The following is a 23,695-nucleotide window of genomic DNA, read 5'->3' on the forward strand; positions in this document are numbered from 1 at the left end:
ATGTTGTTGGAAGAAGTTGTAGAAATTATTGAATTAACCGACTCAGACCATTTATCTCAAGCAATGGAACTGTTTAACGAGCATGGTTTTGTTGATACTGAGTCTTTACCTTTTATGAATGTTGTTTTTGAAACAGCACCAGATCAACTTGCGAAGAAGCTGTCGCAGATTGGTTTTAAAGGTTTAGTGCAAGTCGAAAAGAATGAAGATGCATCGGGCTTCACCATTATTGATGCTGACCGCGTTCTGCTAAAAGATTCTGCTTAGTTGAAAGGCTCTGCTTAGCTGCAAGATTCTTCTTAATGACAAGAATAAGATTCAGCTTAGTGAAAAGACTCTATCCAGTTCAGTAACACCCGTTATGATTATTTGAGGTTAACACAGTGACAACAGCAACCGTTTCATCAACAGAACAACATATTTCCAACGAACATGCGCTTTTAGGTGCATCGTTATTAGCGTCTCAAAAAGTTGAGTTGGCTCTGTTCAGTGTGATCTCTAAATTAGCTAAAGCCCTATCAAAAGAGCAGCAACAGTCATTAGGTTTGGATTTGGATACCTTTTTAAGGGAGAAGCCAAGTGAACAAGCCTCGACTCTGAGCCGCTACGAAAATACGTTTGGTGAACAACTTCCTTTGAAGGCTAATGAACTCAACGATTTTATTTATCATCGAAACTTGGTCACTCGTGGCTTTTGGCGTGTGACTGGTGCTGATGTTAAAGGCGGTGAGAAACTTGCTAACCCAGAGCTTTATTTAAAAGAGTTCTTGGCTAAATGTGAATACTGGCAAGTGATGATTGATACTCAAACCAAGTAATCAAATTGAAATAAGAAAGCCATAGCGAACATGCTATGGCTTTTTTGTTGTTTGTGCAAATTGTCTTGAATTCTTTGAATCTAGAGCATCATCTTCAATACATAGTTCCTAGAGACAAAGTGATGTTTAAGTGCGGCACTGATATGCAGCACAATTAAACAGGCTAGGGCAATACAACTGGCACGATGTAAATAGAAAAAGAAGCCGTTGATTGCAGAGTCGGTAATTAGATTATTTACGCTCACTAACCAAAATAAAGAGTACGGTTCTTTTAGCATTAAGTAGCCGGTGCTGAAAACCATAAACATCACAAGATACATCAAAGAGTGTGCAAGCTTGGCAACGCATTTTTGCCCTTCAGGCACAGAGGTTGGCATGCTTGGCGACGAGCGAAAGTGGCTCCAGATATAACGAACCACAAGCAGTGGCGTCGCAACGGTCGCCAATGACATGTTGAGCACTGACAGAAAAGAAAACAGCTCTGGATGACTGGTGATATAGTGCATCACATACCCTGCGATTGTTGCATAGATGATTACAGAAGCCATTACCCAGTGCAGTACACGGCTTACTAAATCGTATCGTGGATTATTCAAATTAACCTCGTTCTGATCGTTATTAATATAAGATTCATCTCGGTGCAATAAACCATTTTTCGGTATATTCGCATCGCGAATTAATCATATAGAACAGTATTACGCGGTATTTTTATAATTTAGAAATTAATGATGTTGCTTCAGGTGTTTTATAATTATCAATGATGTTTTAGAGTGTTAATTCCAATATGGACATAGCAAACTTGTCGACTTCCTAGCTTGTATGCCTATTACGAGATACAGTTAGTCTAAAGATAAATATATAAGGAATGTATAATGCTTCGAATCTTATTGATTGCAGTTATCTCGGTGTTCAGCACGATGAGTTTTGCAAGCGAAGAGGTTAAGTACTCGGAACAAGAGTATTTGGATAGACCGCTGATGGAACGCTATATCTTGGATGAGTTGAAGCAGCTTCGAATGGAACAGCAGGATCTTGAAAGACGCTTGACCATTCAGATGACTGACCGGGAACTGACTGTGGCAGACAAGTCTCTGAATTACGCCAATGTAACCGTAACCTACTTCTTCTACATTATTGCTGGTGTGGCCTCTCTTATCGCGCTGGTGGGTTGGCAATCCATCAAAGAGCTTAAACACACAACTCAAGACATGGCTGATAAGCGACTTAATTCTATCGCTCAAGACTATGAGAAGAAGTTTAATGTTCTTGAACGGGATCTTAAGCGCAAGACCAGAATCATTTCCGACAACAACCGCGAAATTGAAATTATCAATGAGATTCATAACCTATGGTTGAGAGCACAGAACGCACAAACGGCAGAGCAAAAAATTGAAATCTACGATGAAATACTGAAGGTTCGTCCTGGAGATTTAGAAGCACTTACTGCCAAAGCTGACGCTGCTATGGATATACAGGAATACCACTGGGCAATGAGTCTTTGTAACCGTGTATTAGAAGTCGATGACCAAAATGCTCATGCCTTGTATCAACGTGCTTGCGCTTATGCTCGATTAGGGGCAGAAGGTCAAGCGATCGATGACTTAGAGCGCGCTATTGAAGCCAGTGGGTCCATGAGAGAGCTGCTAACTGAAGAGCCGGACTTTGAGATGCTGCGAGGCTTAGAACGCTTCGAAGTACTTCGTGAAGAGTAATATGAGGTAAAGATCCGTGTTAACTAAGGTGGTGGGCTTTGCATGCTCACCATACTTTCACACCTATCGCGCTATGGTTTCTTACATTTCATTTATTTTTTTGATTTAATTGTTATGTTATAACACTTTCTAAGTTCCTTGTTATAACCGCTAAGTATTTTATGAAGTTCCTCCGTATTGGTCTGATCGTTACTGCGATCAGCGCATTTTCCCTTGCTGCTTTGCTCTCTTTTCACTCCAAACCAGCACCAGAAATCTCTATCAAAATAACACCTTACCAAGGTTCTCAACCTAATGATAAGGAAGTCATCGACTCGCAAGCGACTCCCAACTCTTTGGTTAAGGTCCATTATTTTGTGAAAGTTGGCGATACGCTAAGCAACATCTTTTCGTCATGGCAACTGCCATATGGAACCGTTCAAAAGGTGATGGAAGCGGATCTGGAGTCTTTGAAACTCGACACAATAAAACCTGGTGACCATCTAGAATTGCTTTTGGATAGTGACTCAAAACAGCTTGTGGAGCTGATTTATCACGAGAGTTTGGTTGAGCAAGCAGCCTTTACTCGAAACGATGATGGTAGCTTCACCTATAAATTCCACGAGATCCCAGGCGAATGGAAAGAAAAACTCTATGCGGGTAGTGTTCACGGTAGCTTTTCAACGTCAGCCTACAAAGCGGGGTTAACTACTAACCAGATAGCCAATATCACCCGCACACTAAAAGACAAAGTCAACTTCGCTCGAGAGCTGAGAGCTGGTGATAGCTTCAATGTATTGGTCAAAGAGCAGTACACGGATGATCACCTAACGGGTAAAACAGAAATTCAAGGTATCTCAATTCAATTAAGAAACCGAGAAGTCGCAGCTTTTCTAGCACCAGATGGTCTTTTTTATGACAGAGAGGGAAATAGTCTAGAGCAAGCCTTTGATAGATACCCAGTCGACAGAAAATTCCGAAGAATCACTTCTTCGTTCAATCCGACACGAAGACACCCAGTAACTGGGCGAATCTCACCGCACAATGGTACCGACTTTGCGACACCTGTTGGTTCACCTATCTACTCAACTGGTGATGGTCGAGTGGTGGCACTTCGTGACCACCCGTATGCTGGTAAATATTTGGTGATTGAACACAACAGCGTATATACGACGCGTTATCTTCACTTGAGCCGCTTCTTAGTTAAGAAAGGTCAGCAAATTAAGCGAGGTCAGAAAATTGCGCTATCGGGTGCTACTGGTCGTATTACTGGCCCGCACTTGCACTTTGAGGTATTGGTTCGTGGTCGCGCCGTCGATGCGATGAAGGCGAACTTACCAATGGCAAGCTCAATTATGCCTAAAGATAGAAAAGAGTTTTTGGCTCGAATTGCCTCTTTTGATGCCATGATTTCTGAGCCAGAAGATCGTGCGAGTTAGAGATATTCAAGCCTAGTTTGGCAGCGAATACAATAACGCCCCTTAGCTAGCGATTCAGCTAAGGGGCGTTTTTCTAGGTAATCGGATGATTTAGCGAGTGATTCAGTTAAGCAACCACCACTGCCGTGCCACTAGCAGAGACCATCAACATGCCATTACCTGTTCCCAAGACTTCGTAATCAATATCTACGCCTACCACCGCGTTGGCACCCGCTTCAATCGCTTTCTGTTCTAACTCTTTGAACGCGTAGTTACGTGCTTTTTCCAGTTCTTTCTCGTAGGTGCCAGAACGTCCACCCACAAAGTCACGAATTCCTGAAAACATATCTTTGAAAACGTTCACCCCTAGAATGGCTTCTCCGGCAATAACCCCTTTGTAATCGACAATGCGCTTGCCTTCGACTGATTGTGTGGTGGTAATAATCATAATGGCCTCTTGTAAGCTTGCTGAGCTGTCACTCGCTTATTGATTGATAGTTTGGTCTTGCTCTTGAATGTCATCGTTCAGTGCTGTCTCTGAGCGTGTGAATTCATGTCTTAACCATGTTCTCAGTTTTAGCACACTTTCTTGTTTTAATTTGTTTTTTGGGCAAACAAAGTAAAAATCTTGGTGCGGGTTAGCAACCGGTTTACCCAGTTCGACAAGCATCCCATGGCTGATATCATCTTTCACAAACAAGCGATGCGTTACTAGTACGCCTAACGAACGAATTGAAGCTTGCACCGCTTGAATGGAGACATCGAATGTCAGGTTGCTATGGAATGTGGGCATTGGGATTTGGTAATTGTCGCACCACACTTGCCAGTCGTGTTGTCGCCTGAGGTTAAAAACGCCAATGGTCGGGTTTTGTTTGACGAGTTGTTCGACGCTCAATCCGGTCTGGTTTTTTAATATCGTAGGGCTACACACCAAGACTAGGTCATCGTCGCCCAGTTTCTCGCTGTAATATTGTTCCCACTCGTTGGGTTTGCCATGTACAAGCGCAACATCGACCCCTTCCTGCTCGATATCGAAAGGGCCAGTTAGCGTCGAAATGCGGATATCAAGTGAGGGAGCGAAGGCTTGGAAGTCGGGAACTCGTGGGATCCACCAGTGCATCGCTAGCGAATTGACCATGTTGAGGGTAATGCGGTGGTCGTTAGGCGTTCTGGCAAGCTCTTCGGTCGCCTCTATCACTTGCTCAAGTGCGGGAGCAACTTTGCGGTAATATCGCTTACCTGCGGCATTAAGAACAACACGACGACCGACTCGTTGAAACAGAGGCTTGTTGACCAGTTGTTCTAACGACTTTATCGCTTGGCTTACCGCAGAGTGACTGACGTACAATACCCGCGCGGCGTCGGTCATGCTGCCAGTCTCAGCAACAGCAATGAAAGCATAAACGGATTTAAGCGGAACGAGTTTTTTCATTGGTAAGTTTTCCTTACAGTTATCGTTAATATTACTCGCTATTTTTCATTACGTCACGCCTCTAAAATAGATGTCATAGGAGGTGATAATTATGTCTGATATTACCAAGGCGACGACTTTCATGTTGTTGTCGACGTTCAGTTTGTCTTTAAGTGGCTTGATGGCCAAGTATCTATCTGAAGTGATGCCCACTTCGTTACTCAGTTTTGTGCGTTTTTTGTTACCCAGTCTGTTTTTATTTCTTTTCCTGACCTTTTACAAAATCAGCAAGCCGACACGAGAAATGTGGAAACCTTTGGTGATGCGGGCGATCTTTATGGTGGCGTGTCAGTGGTGTTTCCTTACTTCACTGCAAACCTTAACTTTGGTTGAAGGCGTGGTGTTATTCAGTACAGGGCCTTTGTTTATTCCGTTGTTAGAAAAATTAATATTCGCAACTAAGATTCATACAATGACCATCGTTTGTTTAGCGATAACCTTTGTTGGCGTAGTGTTGATGGCGGGGGATTGGTCGCAGTTTGAGTTGGGTTCGGAGTTCTTTAGACCTACGCTTCTGCTTGGGCTTCTCGCGGGGGTATTTAATTCTGGCTCGCAAGTGAGTTTGTACCGAGCGTCTAAAACCAGCCTGACTCCGGCAGAGCTTAACGCGTGGACCTTTTTAGTTGCGGCAATCATTGTGATTCCTATGGTTGTGTTTACTTCAGTGTCTGCGGTTCCTGATGTAGTTGAAAGCTCAGGTAGCTTATCGGCGTTGTGGTCTTTCGATGACTTACGTTGGATTGTTCTCGGAGCACTTGGTCTTGCAATGTTTACCATCAATACCCAAATCTTCCGTTCCAAGGCGTATAAGCTTGCAGACAGTGGCTCCCAGTTGGCACCTCTGATTTTTACTAACATGCTGTTTAGCGCGCTTTGGCAGGGCTTGTTCTTTGATGATGTGTTTTCTACACAGCAGATGATTGGCATTAACCTGATTGTCGTGGCGAGCATCACCAATACATTGCTGGCAAAAAGACACAGCAAGGCGAAAGCCAAACAAAAACCGCACACCACAGTGGCTGTAGCGACTGTAGTGGACGTTGCGGTATTGGACTCGGCAGCTAAAAGCTAACCATTGAGTTATGGCTTATCCTCTGAATGGTTAATTTAAAACTTAGAACAATGAGCGTATGTATTCTTTTACTCGGTCGATGTGTTCGTGCGGGTCAATCTCGCAGCGTTGGTTCATTTCTAGGAATCGCTCAGCGTATTTATCGTAGATTTTGTTTTCCAAAAACAGCAGATACAACTTGGGATCGATATGACCGCTGGTGGCCATGTCGGTCATGATGTTGAGTGATTCGCTTAAGAGTTTACCTTTCTTATAAGGGCGATCACTAGAGGTGAGCGCTTCAAAGACATCAGCAATTGCCATTGCTCTGGACGGCAGAGGTAACTGGTCTTCGTTTAAGCCTCTTGGGTATCCCTTACCGTCGATACGTTCGTGGTGTCCGCTGGCGATATCCGGAATGTTTTGAAGGTAAGGCGGGTAAGGCAACTTGTTGAGCATGGTGAAGGTTTGGATAATATGATCGTTGATCATGAAACGTTCTTCATCGTTTAGCGTACCACGGCGTACTTTCAAATTGTGCAGTTCACCTTGGTTGTATTTAACTTCTCCGGGCTTAAGTACAAACGCTTCTTGCCATACATCGGCAGGGTTAAAGCCATTGTCCCAAGGTATTTTATGCTCCGGTTTGTCTGCAAGCAGAGGCTCCATGACAGGCAAACCCTTTTCCTGACTTGTTGGCTCAGTTCTCTCTTTCTCAACCGACTCTTTTTGGGTGTTAAATCTCTCTTTTTCAGACCAAGACAAACCCAATTGATCATCCAGTGTACGTTTCCATTGGCGTTTGGCTATTTGATCTAAGCGTTCTAGCTGCTCTTCCGTCATAGATTCGCCGCCAAGATTACACTCAGCAACGAAGGCAAACTCCTCATCCAGTTCAGACAGGCTTTGTTCGAGTATTTTGAGTTGTTCTTCTTGTAGTGCACCGTTCGCCATCGCTTTCCAGTAATCGGTTTCCGCTTGCTGTTTCAACAACTCAAAACGCATTCGCACTTCGTGGATTCGGTCGTAAATGGTTTCCAGTTTTGTTGCCTTATCTACCACATATTCAGGCGTGGTCACCTTGCCGCAGTCATGAAGCCAAGCGGCGAGCATCAACTCTTCCCACTGTTTACTGTCCAATGAGAATTGCGGGTAATAGCGGTCATCATCTATGGTTGCTTGAGTTAGCCATTTGGTGAGCTCAGGCACTCGTTGGCAATGCCCGCCCGTATAAGGTGACTTGGTATCAATCGCCGATGCAATCAGCTCAATAAAGGCATTAAGCATGTCTTTTTGTTGCTGCATTTGGTCGATGTTGTCTTTCGCTATTTCCGCAAAGCTGAGCAACTCTCTTAAAAAGGCGTGCTTGTCTGCCTGCATCTTGGTAATTGGTCTCTCATAGCCAATTGCCACAATCCCTACCAACAGTTTCTCTCGGTTTAATAGTGGAAATAGGTACAGGTCTGAATTGAAGATCGAATCTTGGTAATAGTTGAGAACATTGTCTTTTCGGTTCAAATGGATCGTCTCACCAGACTTAAGCTGACACAGCAACCAAGGCGTGTGTTTGATGAAGTCATTGATGTCGGCTTTAAAAGGGAGAATGGCAAGGTTAGCTGCCGTATCAAACACGTCTTTCTCTTTGGACTGAGTGAAAAGGACAATGGTTTCTGCTTTGGTGATTAAATAGCTTTGATGAGCAATGTTCTTGGCTAAGATCGAAAACTCCTGATTCCCGGCGGTGTCTCGAAGTAGGGTAATCAGATCATGAAGCGTGTGTTCCATTAGCTCAATCGAGTGGGCAAGGTTAGCCACTTCTTGAATCATGCTTTTGGGATAATGAGTACGCCTGAAGTCAAATCGAGCGATGTTGTCGGTGAGTTGCATCAGCGTATTGAGTGGCTGAGACAGTCGATTAGCAACAAACCATACGATAGCGAAGCAGGTGAACAACATCCCAATCGCGACCGCAACTTGCTTGTCTCGCATCGAGATAAGATCAGCGAGCAGCTCATTGTGTGGCGTCGCTTCTGCCAAGTGTAAGGTGACATTTTGAGTCAGTTGAACCGGCGTTAGCGTTAGTGCCCAAGTGTTTAAGTTGTACTCAACGTTTTTTAGATTGAGGTTAAACTTCTCTTCATCAGAGATAAGCGGCGCAATAACGGACGCTTTCAATGCTTCCATCTGTTCACGTTTGGGCACATTAAAGAAGCTTTGGTCTTGCTCACTGCCAGAGAGATTCCCCGTCGTTTGGTTGTTCGTTTGCTCAGTTTTACTTGTGTCATCAGATTGGGAGTCAGGCTTGGGTACTGATAGCTCAAGTTGATGCTGACCGAGAAGATTAAAATGTTGATCGAACAAGGCGAGTCGGGTTTGCGGAGAATAAGCTAATTCACTGATCTGAGAAGAGAGGGAACTCAACGTAAAGTCGGCACCAACCACATGCTTGCCATCGGCAGAACGCCTAGAGAGTGTAATGCCATTGGTTTGCAGGAAATAGAATAGATAGGGCTCAGAGAGTTGTATTGAGCCATCAGGCTTTGCGTTACGAAACCAAGGACGAGTTGTGGGGTTGAACTTACTCTCTGCTTGTCGAGTACTGATCACTTGATGTGCGCCATCAAGATAGGTAATAAAGTTTTCACCGTCTAGATTGGTGCTGCTGACCATCATGGTCGCTTTAGCGGGCGCGCTGTTTTCGGCTCTCTGTTTATTGGTGCTTAATGGACGAAAGATTCTGAAGTCACCATCTTCAGAACCATAAAATAGAGCGACCAAATTGGTGTTTTGCTTGAAGATGATATCGACCGAAGCAAGCCAAGAGTCTTTTTCGACAGCGGAAGCTTGATGAGCAACAAACGGGCTCACCGCCATCACATTTAAGGTTGTGATAACAGGGGCAATGGCTTGTTTAAATACTGATTCCAGTTTGTCGCGGTGCTCATTACTGATCTCGCGCACTGTGCCTAGCAGCAGCTCTTGGGAGTGCTGATAACTTATCGAAATCAATACCGCACCGACAAGTGTTGTCAAAATTAGGAAAAGGCTAGTGATGTGGATACTCAGCGGATATCGTCTTCTTCTCATCTAACACTCCGGTTTGTAGACTGGTTTAAGTATTGACGAACTTGGGTAGGTTGCAAAAAATTGGCGCAATTACCGAGTGTGTGCGGTTCTACTTAGATAAGGCCAAGCGCTGGCTGGCTCTGGTTAGCCACGTATTCCCGTGTCGTGTAAATGAACCAGTAATAAACCTTTATGTTAGGGTGCTAATTGTCACTTTCAGCTGATAAACTGGCCGAATTGTTGCCATTAGGCATTCATTTTCTGAAGTATTCTTTTCCTGAAAGAGATTCAGAGTTACTTTCTGAAAAACGTATTTTGACCGAGCGAAGAGGGCATTGATTCATGGAACTCAAAGTAGATACTCACACCCACACATACGCAAGTGGTCATGCTTACAGCACATTGATCGAAAACGCCAAGTCGGCAAAGCAAAATGGTTTAGCCATGTTTTGTACTACTGATCATTCAGAATCAATGCCGGGCTCGCCACACTATTGGTTCTTCAGCAATCAGCGTGTGCTCCCTCGTTTTATTGAAGATGTCGCAATTATTCGAGGTGTTGAGTCAAACATCATGAACACACAGGGTGAAATCGACATTCATCCGAGTGTGGATAAGAACTTGGATTGGGTGATCGCGAGTTTTCATGAGCCAGTATTTCGCCCATCGGATGTCGCTACCCATACAGAAGCATTGTTGAATGTGATTAAGGGCGGTCGAATTGATGCGCTTGGTCACTTAGGCAATCCTAATTTTGATTTCGATTTCGAAGCCGTTATTCAATGTGCGGTTGAGAACAACGTGGCGATTGAGATCAACAACACCACACTCAAAGGCAATAGCCGAGTTGGCAGTGTTGACCGCTGCTATGAGATTGCAAGAATAGCGAAAGCGAAGGGTGCATTTATTACAACAGGCAGCGATGCGCATTTCTGTTTAGATGTCGGTGGCTTAGACTTAGTCGCAGCATTGTTAGATGAAGTGGGCGTAGATTCGAGTAAAGTGATTACCCATTCGCCAAAGCAGTTCCTAGCCTTTTTGGCCTTGCGCGGTCGTAATGAAATCCCAGAATATTCAGATCTTGTTTAAGAGAATGTCGGCGGGTTTGCATTTCGACACAATCAATTTTTGTGCCTGAAAGATTTTTGTATACACTAGCCGAAAATAATAAAGTCGAAGTGCCACAGTAATGACGGCTCTAACTTCAAAGACACCGCTTCACTTGGAGAAACAATGAAAACTCGCTCAATCCTTTTATCTGGCTTAATCGCTGCTTCAGTATTGTCTGGCAACGCATTTGCTAATGTAGACCTTAAGAAAAACATGCAAGAAATGAAGCTTGCGTTCAAACAAGCGGCAGAAGCTCAAAGCATTGAAGAGATGCAAAAGCCTATCGTTCGTTTAGATACGCTAGTGGCAGAGCTGAAAACGGGTGTTTACCCAGTCGAGAAAGAAGACAACTTCATGGAAGGCTTCAAAAAGATCAGTGCATCACTGGATAGCATTGAGCAGAAGCTAGACCAAGGTGACTTAGCGTCGGCACAGCAAGAACTTCGTACTATTGATGGCCTTCGTGAAGAGTACCATGAGAAGCGTAACCCAAGCATCTGGAGCAAGATCTTCGGTTAATTCGTTAATCATGAACGTTTGCTAGATAGGTAACAAAGAGCAAACCTCAAGATTCGATTTCTAAAACGCCGCCTTACATTACCCTCTTTCGAGGAAGGTGTAAGGCGGCGTTTTTATTGTCTCTTTTGTCGAAAGCCTGCTGCAAAGAGATGAGTATTACTTTCTTAGTTTTAGTGTTGTAACCAGTATTTAACGAAAAAGAGTGTGCGTTAGCTTCAATTTTTTAACTTGCTGTTAATCTTTACGTTTACCTATATTCCAAGTCCCTCATAATAAGGGAAATTTATAAAGACTTGGAATAATGCGCCGAACCTCGTTCAACTTCTTCATGTTACTTGCAACAGCATTAAGCTGGGCGCTAGTGACATTAATGCCTGTTATCAATGCTCATGGTAATAGTGTGGGAGTATGGGCGTCGTTATGTACGGTCAATGGCTTTGAATTGGTTCAAATCGAAGAAGGCGAACCTAATACTCATAAAGGAAAGCCGTGTCCGTTTAGCCATTTTTCCACGTTTCACCAAGATGAACTTCCCACTACACTACTGACAACTCGACTGAGTTCTATTGTCTCCGACAGCTACGCTTTTTTGGCTCTAAGCGAACGCTACACGAGGCAAGCCCCGCGCGGCCCTCCCTTTGTTATTGCTTAAACCTAACCCATTAAAATAATTAAAAAATAAAGTATTAAGTAAAGTTAAACATGCTCAGATTACTTTCTGATTTTTCAGAAGGTATGTTTGCGTGTGTCAAAGGAAATTATAATGTTGAGAAATGAATCTCAAACCCCTGCGAAAGCACAAGCAACTTCGCAGTCTAAAAGCAGTGCAACAACCGGTTCGGAAACCAATATAGAAAGCAAAGACCGCAATAAAACCCTCTATTTCCTCACATGGCGCTGGCACTTCTATGCTGGGCTATTTGTTATCCCGTTTATGTTAATGCTGAGCATTACAGGTTTGGTGATGCTGTTTGATGATGAAATCGAATTGACTTTCCACCACGAAGCCCTAGAGATTGTTGCATCGGGCGAGCCGATTAAAGTGTCACAACAGTTAGCTGCAGTACAACTTCAATACCCACAAGGTTCGGTTACCCAGTTTGTTCCGAGCAAAGCTCCTGATCTGGCTAACCGCTTTTCGGTAGCACTTGTAGACGGCACATCGGTCTTCGCCACGGTAAATCAATATACGGGCGAAGTGGTCGGAGAGATTCCGCGTAGCGACAGCCTGTACCAACTCGCGAATGACATTCACGGCACTTTGTTGATTGGTGATTGGGGTGATTATCTAATTGAAGTCGCAATAAGCTTGTCTATTCTGTTGCTCATCAGTGGTATTTACTTATGGTTACCTAGAGATAACGCGAGCCGCGCTGGTTTTCTTAAGCTTCGATTTGGTTCAGGAACGCGTATTTTAATGCGTGATCTGCATGCGAACATTGGAGGTGTGTTATCGCTCGTTCTGTTGTTGTTTATTCTGTCTGGATTGGCATGGACAGGTTTTTGGGGCGGTAAGCTTGTTCAAGCATGGAGCACTTTCCCTGCTCAAATGTGGGACGATATTCCGTTGTCTGATAAGACGCACGCTTCCCTCAACCATGGCTCAGAAGAAGAGCTACCTTGGAACTTGGAGCAAACACTATTGCCTTTGTCTCAAGATAAGCCAGCAGAACACGTTCATCATGTGGAAGAGGCGACGGAACCTCATGATCACTCTAAGATGGGTGAAGATCACTCTCAACATGTGTTGTCAGCAAGCAACTTCGACATTGATGACGTTACTGAAAAAGCATACTCACTTGGCTTTACACGATACAAGGTGAATTTCCCGCGTTCAGAAACGGGTGTTTACACGGTCACAGCCAACACTATGGGCGGTGACATCATTGATCCAACGCAGGACCGTACTACGCACCTCGACCAATACTCAGGTCGTATTCTGGGTGAGGTGACATGGCAAGATTATAACTTCATTGCCAAAACGTTAGCGGTAGGTATTTCATTGCATCAAGGTGACATCAACATCATTAACAAGCTTCTAAATGCTTTGTTTTGTTTGGCGTTCATTGTTGTGTCCGTGACTGGCGGTGTGATGTGGTGGATACGTAGACCTTCAGGTCAAAGAAAGCTTGGCACGCCACCGAAGTTTGGCGATGCAGGGCTTTGGAAGACAGGTTTAGTGATCGTGATAGTTATTTCAGTACTGTTTCCACTGGCGGGAGCGACGATCGTGACAGCAATGCTGCTGGATTGGTTACTATTTTCACGCGTTGAGAAATTCAAGACGGCATTGAGTTAATTGATATACAAACTGACCTCCTTTTTCAGGAGGTCAGTTTCATTATTCAGATGACATGCTCTGTTTATTAAGAAGACGTTAGACTTGTACAGCTCTATATTTGATAAAGCTCTAGATTTCATAAAGCTCTAACGGAAGCCCGTCAGGATCGGCAAAAAAAGTAAATGCTTTACCTGTAAATTCATCAATTCGGATCTGTTCGACTTCGATTCTTTGTTCTTCCAAATAGCTTTTGATTTGTTGAACGTCATCAACACAAAAAGCTAAGTGTCTTAGCCCTTGAGCTTCAGGAAAGCTAGGTCTTTCCGGTGCGTTAGGGAAGCTGAATAGTTCTATCTGAGCACCATTAGGTAGCGCTAAATCAAGTTTGTACGACTGGCGAGCCTCTCGATAGTTTTCGGCAATGATCTCAAGTTTTAAAATCTCGGTGTAAAAGTGCTTCGATGCGTTGTAGTTTGAACAGATTATGGCTGCGTGGTGTATTCCTTTCAACATCAGTTTATTTCTCCTGCCAACTTGTCACCTAAGTGCTCCATGGCGTAATCAATGAATACACGCAGTCGAGCGGGCATGTACTTGGTTTGAGCAAACTGCATCGCAATCGCACCATGGTAATTACTCTTGATGGTCCAATCTTCCAACACTTGTACTACAGACCCTTCAGCCAACGCATCTTGAATCACGAAGTCATGGAAAATACCGACGCCTAGACCTTCTTTCACACCTTTCAGTCGCATCTGCGAGTGGTTAACTGCGTAACGTCCACTGACGGGTACTGTGTGAAATTCATCATCTTTAAGAAAATCCCAAATGTGATCTTTGTCTGTCTCTGCAAGATACAAACAGTCGTGTTCAGACAGCTCGGTAGGGTGGTGAGGAATCCCCTTGGCATCTAAATAGTCAGGGCTTGCACACAACACGAGGTTTGTTTTTCCTAACTCTTTCAATACTAAGCTTTCGTCGGGCTTATCAGTCAGGCGGAAAGCAATGTCGATGCCTTGACGTAAAATATCGATGTCGCCGTCAGCCGCTCTCAATTTAAGTTGGATTTCTGGATACTGATTTAAGAATGGAACAACGAAAGGCTGCAATACCGAATTCAAGAAGGCTTCAGGCGCCGCTACCGTTATCGAGCCTGCAGGTTCGGTATGGTCGGAGGTAGACAGTTCAACGGCTTGTTGCGCTGCGTTGATCATCACCACACTCTGATCATAAACCAATTGACCCGCTTGCGTAATGATAAGGGTACGAGTGGTACGCTCAAACAGTTTCACCGATAGCGCTTTTTCCAAGCGGGTGATGAGCTTACTCAAGGCTGATGGTGTCACGCCTAACTGTTTTGCTGCAGCCGTAAAACTACCTTCGTTAACCACCAAAATGAACGAGGCGAGATCCGGAAGCAGGGCGATGAGTTTTGGGTTAATCATAAGTATCCAGTTAAGCTAGTTTCAACGATGAACTTAATGGTAATTGTGAGCGATTTACTTTGATTTGTGAATCAATTTCATTAATTGATTGACGTGATTGCTCTGATAGGTTGTTGTGTTTGAAGCTCATCTGTATAGCGGCGTTGCTGCTGCGCATTCTGAGATGAAAAATTGAGATTTGATATGAAAGCGAAATTAGACGGAAATTATAGCTAATTTGGCGTTTAAAAAAGCAGGTGAAGGGCGTTAATGTGCCCTATGTCACTGGGATGAACTATTATTAGTGCCTGTGATTCATTAATGTTTTTCCAACTAAAGGGATAATCGGAACGGGGATGTTCAACTAGAATATAGGCATAAGTTTTACAGTGTAAATGATCGTGTTGAGATCGTTTACATCCCTACATAAAGCGGCGCGCGATGCTGCTAAATTATAACTAGGAAGGAATGAGACAATGTCTTCTGCATTTTACCAACAGATTCAAACTCAAATCGAAGAAGTTAAAGAAGAAGGTCTTTACAAGTCTGAGCGCATTATTACTTCTGCACAAAAAGCAGCGGTTTCTATCTCGACTGGTGAAGAAGTACTAAACTTCTGTGCAAACAACTACTTAGGTCTTGCTAACCACCCAGCTCTTATCGAAGCAGCTAAAGATGGTATGGATCAGCACGGTTTTGGTATGGCTTCAGTACGTTTCATCTGTGGTACTCAAGATTCTCACAAAGAACTAGAGCAAAAGCTTTCTACGTTCCTAGGTAAAGAAGACACTATCCTTTACACATCTTGTTTTGATGCAAACGCTGGTTTGTTCGAAACAATTCTAGGTAAAGAAGACGCAATCATCTCTGACGCACTAAACCACGCATCTATCATCGATGGCGTTCGTCTGTGTAAAGCAATGCGTTTCCGTTACTCGAACAACAACATGGAAGAGCTAGAGCAGCAACTTATCGCTGCTAAAGAAGCTGGCGCTCGTCACACACTAATCGTAACTGACGGTGTGTTCTCAATGGACGGCGTAGTGGCTAACCTTCCTGCTATCTGTGACCTTGCAGACAAGTACGATGCACTAGTAATGGTTGATGACTCTCACGCAGTGGGCTTCATGGGCGAAAACGGAGCGGGTACTCACGAGTTCCACAACGTTGTAGACCGTATCGATATCATCACTGGTACTCTTGGTAAAGCAATGGGTGGCGCTTCAGGCGGTTACACTTCTGGTAAGAAAGAAGTGATCGACTGGCTACGTCAGCGTTCTCGTCCATACCTATTCTCTAACTCTGTTGCTCCTGCAATCGTATCTGCGTCTATCCGCGTTCTAGATCTTCTTGCGGAATCTGGCGACCTACGTACTCAACTATGGGAAAACTCTGCTCACTTCCGTACTCGCATGGAAGAAGCTGGCTTCACTATGGGCGGTGCAGACCACGCAATCATCCCAATCATGCTTGGTGATGCAAAAGTAGCGGCTGAGTTCGCTGAGCGCGCACTAGAGAAAGGCATCTACGTTGTAGGTTTCTCTTTCCCTGTAGTACCAAAAGGTCAAGCTCGTATCCGTACGCAAATGTCTGCTGCACACTCTCGTGAGCAACTAGACCGCGCAATCGATGCGTTCATCCAAGTTGGTAAAGACATGGCAATCATCTAATTTTGAAGGGGTGCCACGAGCATCCTTTAATTAGATAGAACAACACCCAGTAGAACATATAGATTTTTGATTCTCGCCTTACAGTTAGGCTAGATGAACTAGGTAACATTATGAAAATTAAAGCACTTTCTAAGCTAAAGCCTGAAGAAGGCATTTGGATGACCGAGGTTGAAAAACCTGAAATGGGTCATAATGATCTTCTTATTCGTATTAAGAAAACCGCAATTTGTGGTACTGACGTACATATCTACAACTGGGATGAGTGGTCACAAAACACAATCCCAGTACCTATGGTAGTAGGTCACGAATACGTGGGTGAAGTTGTTGGCATTGGCCAAGAAGTTCGTGGTTTTGAAATCGGCGACCGTGTATCTGGCGAAGGTCACATCACATGTGGTCACTGTCGTAACTGTCGTGGCGGCCGTACTCACCTTTGTCGTAACACAACAGGTGTTGGTGTTAACCGCACTGGTGCGTTCTCTGAGTTCCTTGTGATCCCTGCGTTCAACGCATTTAAGATCCCTGCAGAAATCTCTGACGATCTAGCTTCAATCTTTGACCCGTTTGGTAACGCAGTACACACAGCACTTTCTTTCGACCTAGTTGGCGAAGACGTGCTAATTACTGGTGCTGGTCCAATCGGTATCATGGCTGCAGCTGTTGCTAAGCACGTTGGTGCTCGTCACGTTGTAATCACTGACGTAAACGAATACCGCCTAGATCTTGCTAAGAAAATGGGTGTGACTCGCGCAGTAAACGTGATGGAAGAGAAGCTTGAAGACGTAATGTCTGATCTTGGCATGACAGAAGGCTTCGATGTAGGCCTAGAAATGTCTGGTAACCCATCTGCGTTCAATAGCATGCTAACTAACATGAACCACGGCGGTAAGATCTCTCTACTAGGTATTCCACCATCAGACATGGCAGTAGACTGGAACCAAGTCATCTTTAAAGGCTTGGTTATCAAAGGTATCTACGGTCGTGAGATGTTCGAAACTTGGTACAAGATGGCTTCACTAATCCAATCAGGCCTAGATTTAACGCCAATTATCACGCATCACTTCAAGGTTGATGACTTCCAAAAAGGCTTCGACGCTATGCGTAGCGGGCTTTCAGGAAAGGTTATCCTTGATTGGGAATAGTCTAAATTAGGCTCTCATTAGTAAAAGGCGACAGGTTAAATTGTCGCCTTTTTTACGTCTAAAACCGCTAAATAACGCTCGATTACAGTGGCTGTCGCCATTTTGTCGCCATTAATTTTCTAAAGGATTGAGGTGAACTGCCTGCATCAAATGCTCGGGAGCAAAGTGAGAATACGCCATTGTCTGCTCAATTTTTGTGTGACCTAGAATCCGCTGTTACACCAAAATATCCCCTTTATTCATCATAAAGTGCGAAGCAAATGTATGCCGTAGAACATGCGTTGCTTGCCCACTTGGAGCATGATTAGGTAAAGCCCTTTTAATGTAGCGCCAGGCATCCTTATAAGTAGTGTCAAAAATCTTATGGTCGTTCACTGCGATATCTAAGATCTCATGATACAAAGCAGGTGAGATGGGCACACTTCGATTTCTCTTACCTTTTGTCTCGGTGTAAGTTAGCTTGAATTCAGCTACTTGTGAACGGGTAAGAGTGAGAGCTTCACTTATACGAGCACCGGTGGCTAAGCAAATCTTAGAGATTACAATGAGCTGTGGAATCGAGACTGTAATTACGCGGTTGAAATTCTTCAGGTTAAATAGGAACTCTTCAATTTGTGGCTTGGTTAGATATGCCAGGTTCTTCTCGCTAGTTTTGATTGTATCGATAGCTTCAATCGGGTTGGGGTATTTCCATTGATTGTACTTGATTAGTTTCTTGAACATTCCCTTTAGATAAATCAATTCCATGTTATGTGTTGTTGGTGAAATCTCAACAGATTTATTTTTGCCACGGTAAGGTATTCGTGTTGCACGATAGTCCAAGTAGTCTCGTTCTTTAAGGTGGTAGGCAATCGGGTTACCTAATCCTTCAATTGTTTTGGCTATCAGATCCCGAGCTTGCTGATCCGCACCAGTAGTTTTGGACACTGAGTTAAGTGAGTACAATCACTAATGAGGTGAACCATAACAAGCAAGAAGAAACGTATTATCCATTCTCCTGAATTTAAAGCCAAAACCCTGAAGTTGGCAGAGAAAGTGGGAGTCGCTACAGCTGCAAGACAGCTCTCGTTACATGAATCTCAGATCTATGGTTGGCGAAAAGCCACAAAGAAGAATTCTAATATTAGCCAACGAGAACAAGAATTGGCCGTTGAAGTCGCTAAGCTAAAAAGGCAGTTGGCAGAGCAAGCAGAAGAGCTAGACATCGTAAAAAAGGCCGCCACCTACTTCGCGAAAAATCTAAAGTAAATTGCTATGAATTTATGCTCGAACACCTGCTGAGTTTCAGTATTTCCCGTATGGCTAAGGTGTTCAGAGTTTCTTGAAGTGGGTTTTATTATTGGGTTGAGAACCGCCACAAGGCGATTCAACGTGAGACAGAGCGCCAAAAGCTTGATACCAAGGTAAAAGAAGCCTTTGACGTTAGCAAAGAATGAGATGGCTCAGACGTATTCAGAAAGAACTGGCAGAGAGCGGTGATAACCATAATGTTAAGACCATTGCCGCCAGTATGAAACGTCAGGATTTAGTAGCGAAAGCAGCACGCAAGTTTAAGTGTACAACGGACAGTAAGCATAAAATGCCCGTTGCTCCGAACTTGCTCGCTCAAGATTTTAACGCAACGGCTCCGAATCAAAAATGGGCAGGAGACATTACTTATGTTGCCACAAGCGAAGGCTGGCTGTACTTAGCTGTCATTATTGACCTATATTCAAGGCAAGTAATTGGTTGGTCTATGGATACGAGAATGACGGCCTCACTGGTCTGTGATGCCTTATCGATGGCTTTATTCCGTCGAGGATTCCCTGAGCAGGTTATAACTCATAGCGATCGAGGTAGTCAGTACTGCTCGAAAGACTATTTCAATTGCCATTACGCTGAAAGTTGTTACCCATTCACCGCTACACTTGATTATTTTCAATACGTTAAGTGCAAATACTACTAATCTGTCCAAGGTTTAGAGGACCTTGAACAGATTAGGTATACACAAGCTTAAATTAAACGTTGGAACGCGCGTTTTTCTTCTTTGATTTATAGGCTTTCATTGAAATTTTTAAAGCAAGCTGTTTTTGTTTAATTGAAATGAGTTGTCTAGTTACGACCTTATGGTGTAACTCTGTGATAAAGTTTTTTTCCCAAGGCGTAAGGCGGTCAAACCTCAATAAAATAGTGTCATTGAGTACATTGAACAACTCGTATTGGCTTTTATCCATTCGACTGCTAAGCATTCAATTAGAGCACTTAGCTAGAGAAATGACGTTAAGGCTTTCTACTTTCTCATTTTTTCCTAAGGTAATGATTCGATAAGAGATCCCACTCTCTAATAGTGGTCTTATTTCGATGTTGTCACAAAAACTAACGGCGACTTTTTCTACTAAGCGGTCCATATTCAAAGTTTTCTTTTTTACGAAAACAAGAGTGACACTATCGCCCTCTGACTGTGCATTTACGAGTGTGATTGAGCCTAACTCTTGTGGAAGTTGGCTTGAAATAACTGTCGCTCTATAATCGGCAAGTCCATTAGATTTTATTGGGCTTATCTGACAACCGTTAAGCATGACACTGACGAAGAGAATTACAGTTGTTCGTAGCATTATGCGCTCCTTCTTCCTTTAGGTGCCTTAAAATATTTATGGATATAACGTGAAGATATAGAAGATAAGAGCGCACTGTAATCTAAACTGAATGTGACTTTTTCCCCTACAAATAGTGGTTTCTGTGAGGATTCAAGGACAAGATGATCACTGGTTGAAGACATGATCTTAATCCCATTCGGAGCCTTAAGCCCGCTGACACAAACATCTTGGCGGCCTAATGCTAGAATAGCTTGTGAGACCTCCCCTCTATCTTGAAGGTTTTCTTTTTCACCAAAAGCATTTAACCCCCGACTCCCCCAAGGCAAAGTCGGTTTAGTCTTGGATTCAATCACTTCAGCGGTCAAAGAAACCGCATCCGTATGTAAGCCTTTGATATTTTCGTGTTCTAAAGGCTCACAGCCTAAAAAAATGGCTTCTCCTATACGAAGGTTATTGACTCGAGTTAAGCCTGTTCTCTGAAGAGCCCAGTTAACTGAAGCAGAATTACCCCCTGAAATAATTTCTAGACTGACCCCAAATGTAGCTTCAATTCCATCGGCAAGCTCAGAAAGAATACTCATATTTTGATCATCTGGAGCGACACCATACCGACAGGCTAAATTCGTACCAATTCCTTTTATCGTGATGTTTGGTAAAGAAATAATCTCTCGGATAAAATCAATCACGCGATTTGGCATCACACCTTCTCTGAGATCGCCAAGCTCAACCATAATAATGATACCGTGACAGCAATTTTGTTGTTCCGCTGCATGTGAAAGCCTCTGAATCACTTCAACTTCAGAGTTTAAACTCATATCACTGTATTTTATTACGCTTGCCACTTGACTGAGCATGGGTGTACGTATCAGCATTTTAGGGATAGCAATGCCAATTTCAGTCATCTTTTGAAGATTTTCGATTCTTGAATCGGCTAACATTGTTGCGCCAGCATCAATAAGAACTTGTGCGATGATAGGGTGGCCGAGGAAGACTTTTGTTACAGGCGTAACGGATATATTTTTCAGTGATAGCTGAGAAATCAGGAACTGAGCGTTATGATGAACTTTCCCACAATCGATGTCTAACCTAGGGTAGTTCACCCTTTTTCGGCCAGTTTACTTGCTATTATAGGGAAGGCTGACGTTACGATGTGCAGTAGATGTTCAACAGGCTGTGACAAGACATCAGTAACCGGTAGACCAAATTCGGTAGTGTAAGTGTCTATCGCACAACGTGTTTCATCCAACGACATATCTTCATGATTCAGTGTTAGTCCAATAACATTGGTATTAGAAAACGTTTCGATAAGATTGATTTCTGAGGCAATCGAAGGCATTGGGCAATCAGGAAAATCACTACGATATAAACGTTTAGGGGCATGTTGCAGTATCACACCCGTTGGACAACTGCCACGTAAGATAAAAGCGCTGGTTGAAAACGCAGGGTGACTCAAGGCTCCTTGCCCCTCAACAATTATCAGATCCGGATTTTCTTTTTCATAGGCCTGTACAATGACAGATTCCAATTCACCGGCACAAAATTGTGAAGGGACTGCATCGAGTGCAACGCAGTATTGTGCGCCTTGCATAATACCTGTTTGACCAGTGGCAATCAGAACGACGTTAAGGCCTTTTTTAGTCAGTTCATTCGCCAATATTGTTGCTGTTGTTCGTTTTCCTAGCGCGCAATCCGTCCCCATTACAGCAATTCTCGGACATTTAACGTTGTGTATTTTCCCGCTAAACGTTTTCAGATCGCCTTTACTTTTGGGTTTGCGAGTATCGAATATTCGAACGTTATTCTTTAAACTGGCTTCTAAAAACAGAGGATCGTCGGTTAGAAATTCATGTAAGCCATTTACGATGTTCATTCCTAATGACATGGCATTTAAAATGATGCTTTTATCTAAGTCAGATAAAAAACCACTTGATGGCGCAATGCCAAAAATGAAATAATCGGGAATGCTTTCCGCGTGAATGATAGCTTCTTCAGCATTGGCAAGGATCGGTATTCCATTGGCTTTGTTATCAAGAACTTCACCAGCATCTAAGCCAGCAGACTCACTATCAATAACCGATAGAATACGATAGCTTAACGAATGCCTCACTAACCCATTAGCGGTTTTACCATCAATTTTACCAAAATTACCTTCGCAATATATAATTGCAGAAGGGATGACCGGATTTACTTTTTGAGCAAGTGGTAACCAAGGAGCTATATGGGGTACGTTGTTGGTATCTACATTTTCAATTCTAGAGAGTTTGAATATATTTCTTAACTTTTCGGTTGAGATGGACATAATTAAAGCCTGCAGTATGGCTTAGGAGGGCGACTAAGGAGTGCCGATTTGCGAGTTCGGAAAAGAAAAGAAGTCCCTACTAAGCGGTAGGGATAACAACCAAGGTAACACACTCACCAGACTTTTGTTGGTTATTATTAATACGCTTTCTGAGTCTATTACTTTCAGACTTCGCCCACTTGAGCGTTGTAATTTCTCAAACTCAATTTACCGCTTGTTAATCCCTTGTATCGAGACATTGCGGTCTCAGATATTGAGCGATAGTGATAACCAGACTCTGTTTTCCACTCCGATATTGTCCCATTTTTCAGAGCCGTTACTGCTTCGTTTCTGGGATGACCATCCTCCCAATGTACTGCATTCTTTCGAGGTGGTATCAACGGAGTACAGCCTTTATTTTTCAGGGTTTCATGACAACTTTTTGTGTCATATGCTCCATAGGTAGATTCGGTATGAACCTTTCTGCGTAAAGGGTTGAGTAATGTTGGTAGCACTTCACTATAGCCAACATTTACAAGGCTGACTTCCGCACTAATCGCTTCGTGAGTATCCACATCTACAGCTAAGTGCAGCTTACGCCATGTTCTTCGTTTTTCTGCACCATGCTTTTTTACTTTCCACTCACCTTCACCAAAGACTTTGAGGCCTGTCGAATCAATGGCTATATGGTGAATAGCCCCTCTAGACCTATTGCGATATTTGACCTGAACCGTCTTCGAGCGTTTACTAATACATGTGTAGCCAGGAGAGGTCAGCGGAACATCCATTAGCTCAAAGATAGAGTTGATAAAACCTTGAAGAGCACGTAATGGCAGAGAGAATATCCCCTTAATCATCAGGGCAGTTTCAATCGCTGTATCAGAGTACTGGAACTTAACTCAGTGTCCAAAACTTCTGGCACGGATCACTATGAATCCTAACCAAGGCCATTGGAACATTACTTTTTATTGTCCCATTGAACGGTGTCGTTGATCTTCAAGCTGATTTGATCAACAACGCCTGTCAGCATTAAAGAATTGCTTAAATTGCTTCTGTAAGGAGATAATCGTCATCGGCTTCACTATTGATGTAGGTAGTTTGTTTGGCGACGATTATCTGATCATAAATGAAGCCTTTTTTCTATCTAAATAAACAAGTTAGCTCTTAAGATCCTGTCTAT

20 protein-coding genes and 4 pseudogenes are annotated in these 23,695 nt (G+C 43.4%); 12 read left to right on the forward strand and 12 right to left on the reverse strand.

The window, feature by feature from the left end; genetic code table 11:
* A complete protein-coding gene (locus AB4558_RS06645; RefSeq protein WP_017067627.1) occupies window positions 1-267 on the forward strand; it encodes a hypothetical protein in 267 nt (88 codons plus the stop codon).
* Between the two features lie 116 nt (window positions 268-383).
* A complete protein-coding gene (locus AB4558_RS06650; protein ID WP_017064806.1) occupies window positions 384-818 on the forward strand; it encodes a hypothetical protein in 435 nt (144 codons plus the stop codon).
* 80 nt (window positions 819-898) lie between these two features.
* Here AB4558_RS06650 and AB4558_RS06655 read toward each other — a convergent pair whose 3' ends face one another.
* A complete protein-coding gene (locus AB4558_RS06655; RefSeq protein ID WP_372072584.1) occupies window positions 899-1,414 on the reverse strand; it encodes a cytochrome b in 516 nt (171 codons plus the stop codon).
* 276 nt (window positions 1,415-1,690) lie between these two features.
* Between AB4558_RS06655 and AB4558_RS06660 the strand changes: the two genes are divergently transcribed.
* Together AB4558_RS06660 and AB4558_RS06665 are read left to right on the forward strand one after the other, a co-directional pair.
* Window positions 1,691-2,530, forward strand: a complete 840-nt coding sequence (locus AB4558_RS06660) for a tetratricopeptide repeat protein (RefSeq protein ID WP_017069419.1) — start codon at window positions 1,691-1,693, stop codon at window positions 2,528-2,530.
* A gap of 161 nt (window positions 2,531-2,691) precedes the next feature.
* Window positions 2,692-3,948 carry a peptidoglycan DD-metalloendopeptidase family protein gene (locus tag AB4558_RS06665; RefSeq protein WP_017064801.1) on the forward strand — a complete coding sequence of 419 codons (1,257 nt, stop codon included), beginning with the start codon at window positions 2,692-2,694 and terminating at the stop codon, window positions 3,946-3,948.
* A gap of 106 nt (window positions 3,949-4,054) precedes the next feature.
* Here the strand turns inward: AB4558_RS06665 and AB4558_RS06670 are convergent, their stop codons facing one another.
* Both AB4558_RS06670 and AB4558_RS06675 read right to left on the reverse strand, forming a co-directional pair.
* A complete protein-coding gene (locus AB4558_RS06670) occupies window positions 4,055-4,375 on the reverse strand; it encodes a heavy metal-binding domain-containing protein (RefSeq protein ID WP_004730185.1) in 321 nt (106 codons plus the stop codon).
* 36 nt (window positions 4,376-4,411) lie between these two features.
* The gene (locus tag AB4558_RS06675; RefSeq protein ID WP_017064800.1) at window positions 4,412-5,359 is read right to left on the reverse strand and encodes a LysR substrate-binding domain-containing protein; all 948 of its coding nucleotides are present in this window, start codon (window positions 5,357-5,359) and stop codon (window positions 4,412-4,414) included.
* Between the two features lie 91 nt (window positions 5,360-5,450).
* Here AB4558_RS06675 and AB4558_RS06680 point away from each other — a divergent pair, with 91 nt between their 5' ends.
* A complete protein-coding gene (locus tag AB4558_RS06680; protein ID WP_372072582.1) occupies window positions 5,451-6,470 on the forward strand; it encodes a DMT family transporter in 1,020 nt (339 codons plus the stop codon).
* A 42-nt stretch (window positions 6,471-6,512) separates the two neighbouring features.
* Here the strand turns inward: AB4558_RS06680 and AB4558_RS06685 are convergent, their stop codons facing one another.
* Window positions 6,513-9,536, reverse strand: coding sequence for an HD domain-containing phosphohydrolase (locus tag AB4558_RS06685; RefSeq protein WP_372072580.1), 3,024 nt, complete (start codon window positions 9,534-9,536; stop codon window positions 6,513-6,515).
* Window positions 9,537-9,857: 321 nt separating this feature from the next.
* Here AB4558_RS06685 and AB4558_RS06690 point away from each other — a divergent pair, with 321 nt between their 5' ends.
* The 4 genes from AB4558_RS06690 to AB4558_RS06705 all read left to right on the forward strand — a co-directional run bounded on the left by AB4558_RS06690 (window position 9,858) and on the right by AB4558_RS06705 (window position 13,443).
* Window positions 9,858-10,604, forward strand: a complete 747-nt coding sequence (locus tag AB4558_RS06690; RefSeq protein WP_372072578.1) for a phosphatase — start codon at window positions 9,858-9,860, stop codon at window positions 10,602-10,604.
* Window positions 10,605-10,748: 144 nt separating this feature from the next.
* The gene (locus tag AB4558_RS06695) at window positions 10,749-11,144 is read left to right on the forward strand and encodes a cytochrome b562 (protein WP_017059534.1); all 396 of its coding nucleotides are present in this window, start codon (window positions 10,749-10,751) and stop codon (window positions 11,142-11,144) included.
* 301 nt (window positions 11,145-11,445) lie between these two features.
* Window positions 11,446-11,796, forward strand: coding sequence for a hypothetical protein (locus AB4558_RS06700; protein WP_372072577.1), 351 nt, complete (start codon window positions 11,446-11,448; stop codon window positions 11,794-11,796).
* 111 nt (window positions 11,797-11,907) lie between these two features.
* Window positions 11,908-13,443 (forward strand): PepSY-associated TM helix domain-containing protein, encoded by a 1,536-nt coding sequence (locus AB4558_RS06705; protein WP_372072575.1) that lies wholly within the window; start codon window positions 11,908-11,910, stop codon window positions 13,441-13,443.
* Window positions 13,444-13,554: 111 nt separating this feature from the next.
* Here the strand turns inward: AB4558_RS06705 and AB4558_RS06710 are convergent, their stop codons facing one another.
* Window positions 13,555-13,938 (reverse strand): VOC family protein, encoded by a 384-nt coding sequence (locus AB4558_RS06710; RefSeq protein ID WP_102393573.1) that lies wholly within the window; start codon window positions 13,936-13,938, stop codon window positions 13,555-13,557.
* Window positions 13,938-14,870, reverse strand: coding sequence for a LysR family transcriptional regulator (locus AB4558_RS06715; protein WP_017059538.1), 933 nt, complete (start codon window positions 14,868-14,870; stop codon window positions 13,938-13,940). Before AB4558_RS06715 ends, AB4558_RS06710 begins: the two co-directional genes overlap by 1 nt.
* Window positions 14,871-15,325: 455 nt before the next feature.
* Here AB4558_RS06715 and AB4558_RS06720 point away from each other — a divergent pair, with 455 nt between their 5' ends.
* Together AB4558_RS06720 and tdh are read left to right on the forward strand one after the other, a co-directional pair.
* Window positions 15,326-16,519 (forward strand): glycine C-acetyltransferase, encoded by a 1,194-nt coding sequence (locus AB4558_RS06720; protein WP_055319414.1) that lies wholly within the window; start codon window positions 15,326-15,328, stop codon window positions 16,517-16,519.
* A gap of 110 nt (window positions 16,520-16,629) precedes the next feature.
* Window positions 16,630-17,661 (forward strand): L-threonine 3-dehydrogenase, encoded by a 1,032-nt coding sequence (gene tdh / locus AB4558_RS06725; protein WP_050649238.1) that lies wholly within the window; start codon window positions 16,630-16,632, stop codon window positions 17,659-17,661.
* Between the two features lie 111 nt (window positions 17,662-17,772).
* Here tdh and AB4558_RS06730 read toward each other — a convergent pair.
* Window positions 17,773-18,561 (reverse strand): annotated as a pseudogene (locus tag AB4558_RS06730) (tyrosine-type recombinase/integrase); the annotation flags it as partial.
* 63 nt (window positions 18,562-18,624) lie between these two features.
* Here AB4558_RS06730 and AB4558_RS06735 point away from each other — a divergent pair.
* Window positions 18,625-19,522: pseudogene (locus AB4558_RS06735) on the forward strand (IS3 family transposase); the annotation flags it as partial.
* A gap of 136 nt (window positions 19,523-19,658) precedes the next feature.
* On the opposite strand, the gene AB4558_RS06740 reads toward AB4558_RS06735, so the two are convergent.
* From AB4558_RS06740 to AB4558_RS06760, 5 genes and pseudogenes are all read right to left on the reverse strand, one after another.
* Window positions 19,659-19,889: a hypothetical protein gene (locus AB4558_RS06740; protein ID WP_004735670.1), complete on the reverse strand. Its 231-nt coding sequence runs from the start codon at window positions 19,887-19,889 to the stop codon at window positions 19,659-19,661.
* Window positions 19,890-20,255 (reverse strand): type II secretion system pilot lipoprotein GspS-beta, encoded by a 366-nt coding sequence (gene gspS2, locus AB4558_RS06745; RefSeq protein ID WP_016788065.1) that lies wholly within the window; start codon window positions 20,253-20,255, stop codon window positions 19,890-19,892.
* Window positions 20,212-21,337, reverse strand: a pseudogene (locus tag AB4558_RS06750) (alanine/ornithine racemase family PLP-dependent enzyme). The gene gspS2 and the pseudogene AB4558_RS06750 overlap by 44 nt, the downstream one beginning before the upstream one ends.
* Window positions 21,334-22,536 carry a DUF1611 domain-containing protein gene (locus AB4558_RS06755; RefSeq protein WP_372072573.1) on the reverse strand — a complete coding sequence of 401 codons (1,203 nt, stop codon included), beginning with the start codon at window positions 22,534-22,536 and terminating at the stop codon, window positions 21,334-21,336. Before AB4558_RS06755 ends, AB4558_RS06750 begins: the two are co-directional and overlap by 4 nt.
* 164 nt (window positions 22,537-22,700) lie before the next feature.
* Window positions 22,701-23,408, reverse strand: a pseudogene (locus tag AB4558_RS06760) (IS5 family transposase); the annotation flags it as partial.
* Between the last annotated feature and the right edge of the window lie 287 nt (window positions 23,409-23,695).

This window comes from Vibrio sp. 10N.222.51.C5, assembly GCF_041474575.1.
Lineage (GTDB): Bacteria > Pseudomonadota > Gammaproteobacteria > Enterobacterales > Vibrionaceae > Vibrio > Vibrio crassostreae_C.

Coding starts and splice junctions, on each gene's coding strand:
- AB4558_RS06645 (WP_017067627.1), top strand. CDS start 1: ATGTTGTTGGAAGAAGTTGTAGAAATTATTGAATTAACCGACTCAGAC.
- AB4558_RS06660 (WP_017069419.1), top strand. CDS start 1,691: ATGCTTCGAATCTTATTGATTGCAGTTATCTCGGTGTTCAGCACGATG.
- AB4558_RS06665 (WP_017064801.1), top strand. CDS start 2,692: ATGAAGTTCCTCCGTATTGGTCTGATCGTTACTGCGATCAGCGCATTT.
- AB4558_RS06670 (WP_004730185.1), bottom strand. CDS start 4,375: ATGATTATTACCACCACACAATCAGTCGAAGGCAAGCGCATTGTCGAT.
- AB4558_RS06675 (WP_017064800.1), bottom strand. CDS start 5,359: ATGAAAAAACTCGTTCCGCTTAAATCCGTTTATGCTTTCATTGCTGTT.
- AB4558_RS06680 (WP_372072582.1), top strand. CDS start 5,451: ATGTCTGATATTACCAAGGCGACGACTTTCATGTTGTTGTCGACGTTC.
- AB4558_RS06685 (WP_372072580.1), bottom strand. CDS start 9,536: ATGAGAAGAAGACGATATCCGCTGAGTATCCACATCACTAGCCTTTTC.
- AB4558_RS06690 (WP_372072578.1), top strand. CDS start 9,858: ATGGAACTCAAAGTAGATACTCACACCCACACATACGCAAGTGGTCAT.
- AB4558_RS06695 (WP_017059534.1), top strand. CDS start 10,749: ATGAAAACTCGCTCAATCCTTTTATCTGGCTTAATCGCTGCTTCAGTA.
- AB4558_RS06700 (WP_372072577.1), top strand. CDS start 11,446: ATGCGCCGAACCTCGTTCAACTTCTTCATGTTACTTGCAACAGCATTA.
- AB4558_RS06705 (WP_372072575.1), top strand. CDS start 11,908: ATGTTGAGAAATGAATCTCAAACCCCTGCGAAAGCACAAGCAACTTCG.
- AB4558_RS06710 (WP_102393573.1), bottom strand. CDS start 13,938: ATGTTGAAAGGAATACACCACGCAGCCATAATCTGTTCAAACTACAAC.
- AB4558_RS06715 (WP_017059538.1), bottom strand. CDS start 14,870: ATGATTAACCCAAAACTCATCGCCCTGCTTCCGGATCTCGCCTCGTTC.
- AB4558_RS06720 (WP_055319414.1), top strand. CDS start 15,326: ATGTCTTCTGCATTTTACCAACAGATTCAAACTCAAATCGAAGAAGTT.
- tdh (WP_050649238.1), top strand. CDS start 16,630: ATGAAAATTAAAGCACTTTCTAAGCTAAAGCCTGAAGAAGGCATTTGG.
- AB4558_RS06740 (WP_004735670.1), bottom strand. CDS start 19,889: ATGCTTAGCAGTCGAATGGATAAAAGCCAATACGAGTTGTTCAATGTA.
- gspS2 (WP_016788065.1), bottom strand. CDS start 20,255: ATGCTACGAACAACTGTAATTCTCTTCGTCAGTGTCATGCTTAACGGT.
- AB4558_RS06755 (WP_372072573.1), bottom strand. CDS start 22,536: ATGTCCATCTCAACCGAAAAGTTAAGAAATATATTCAAACTCTCTAGA.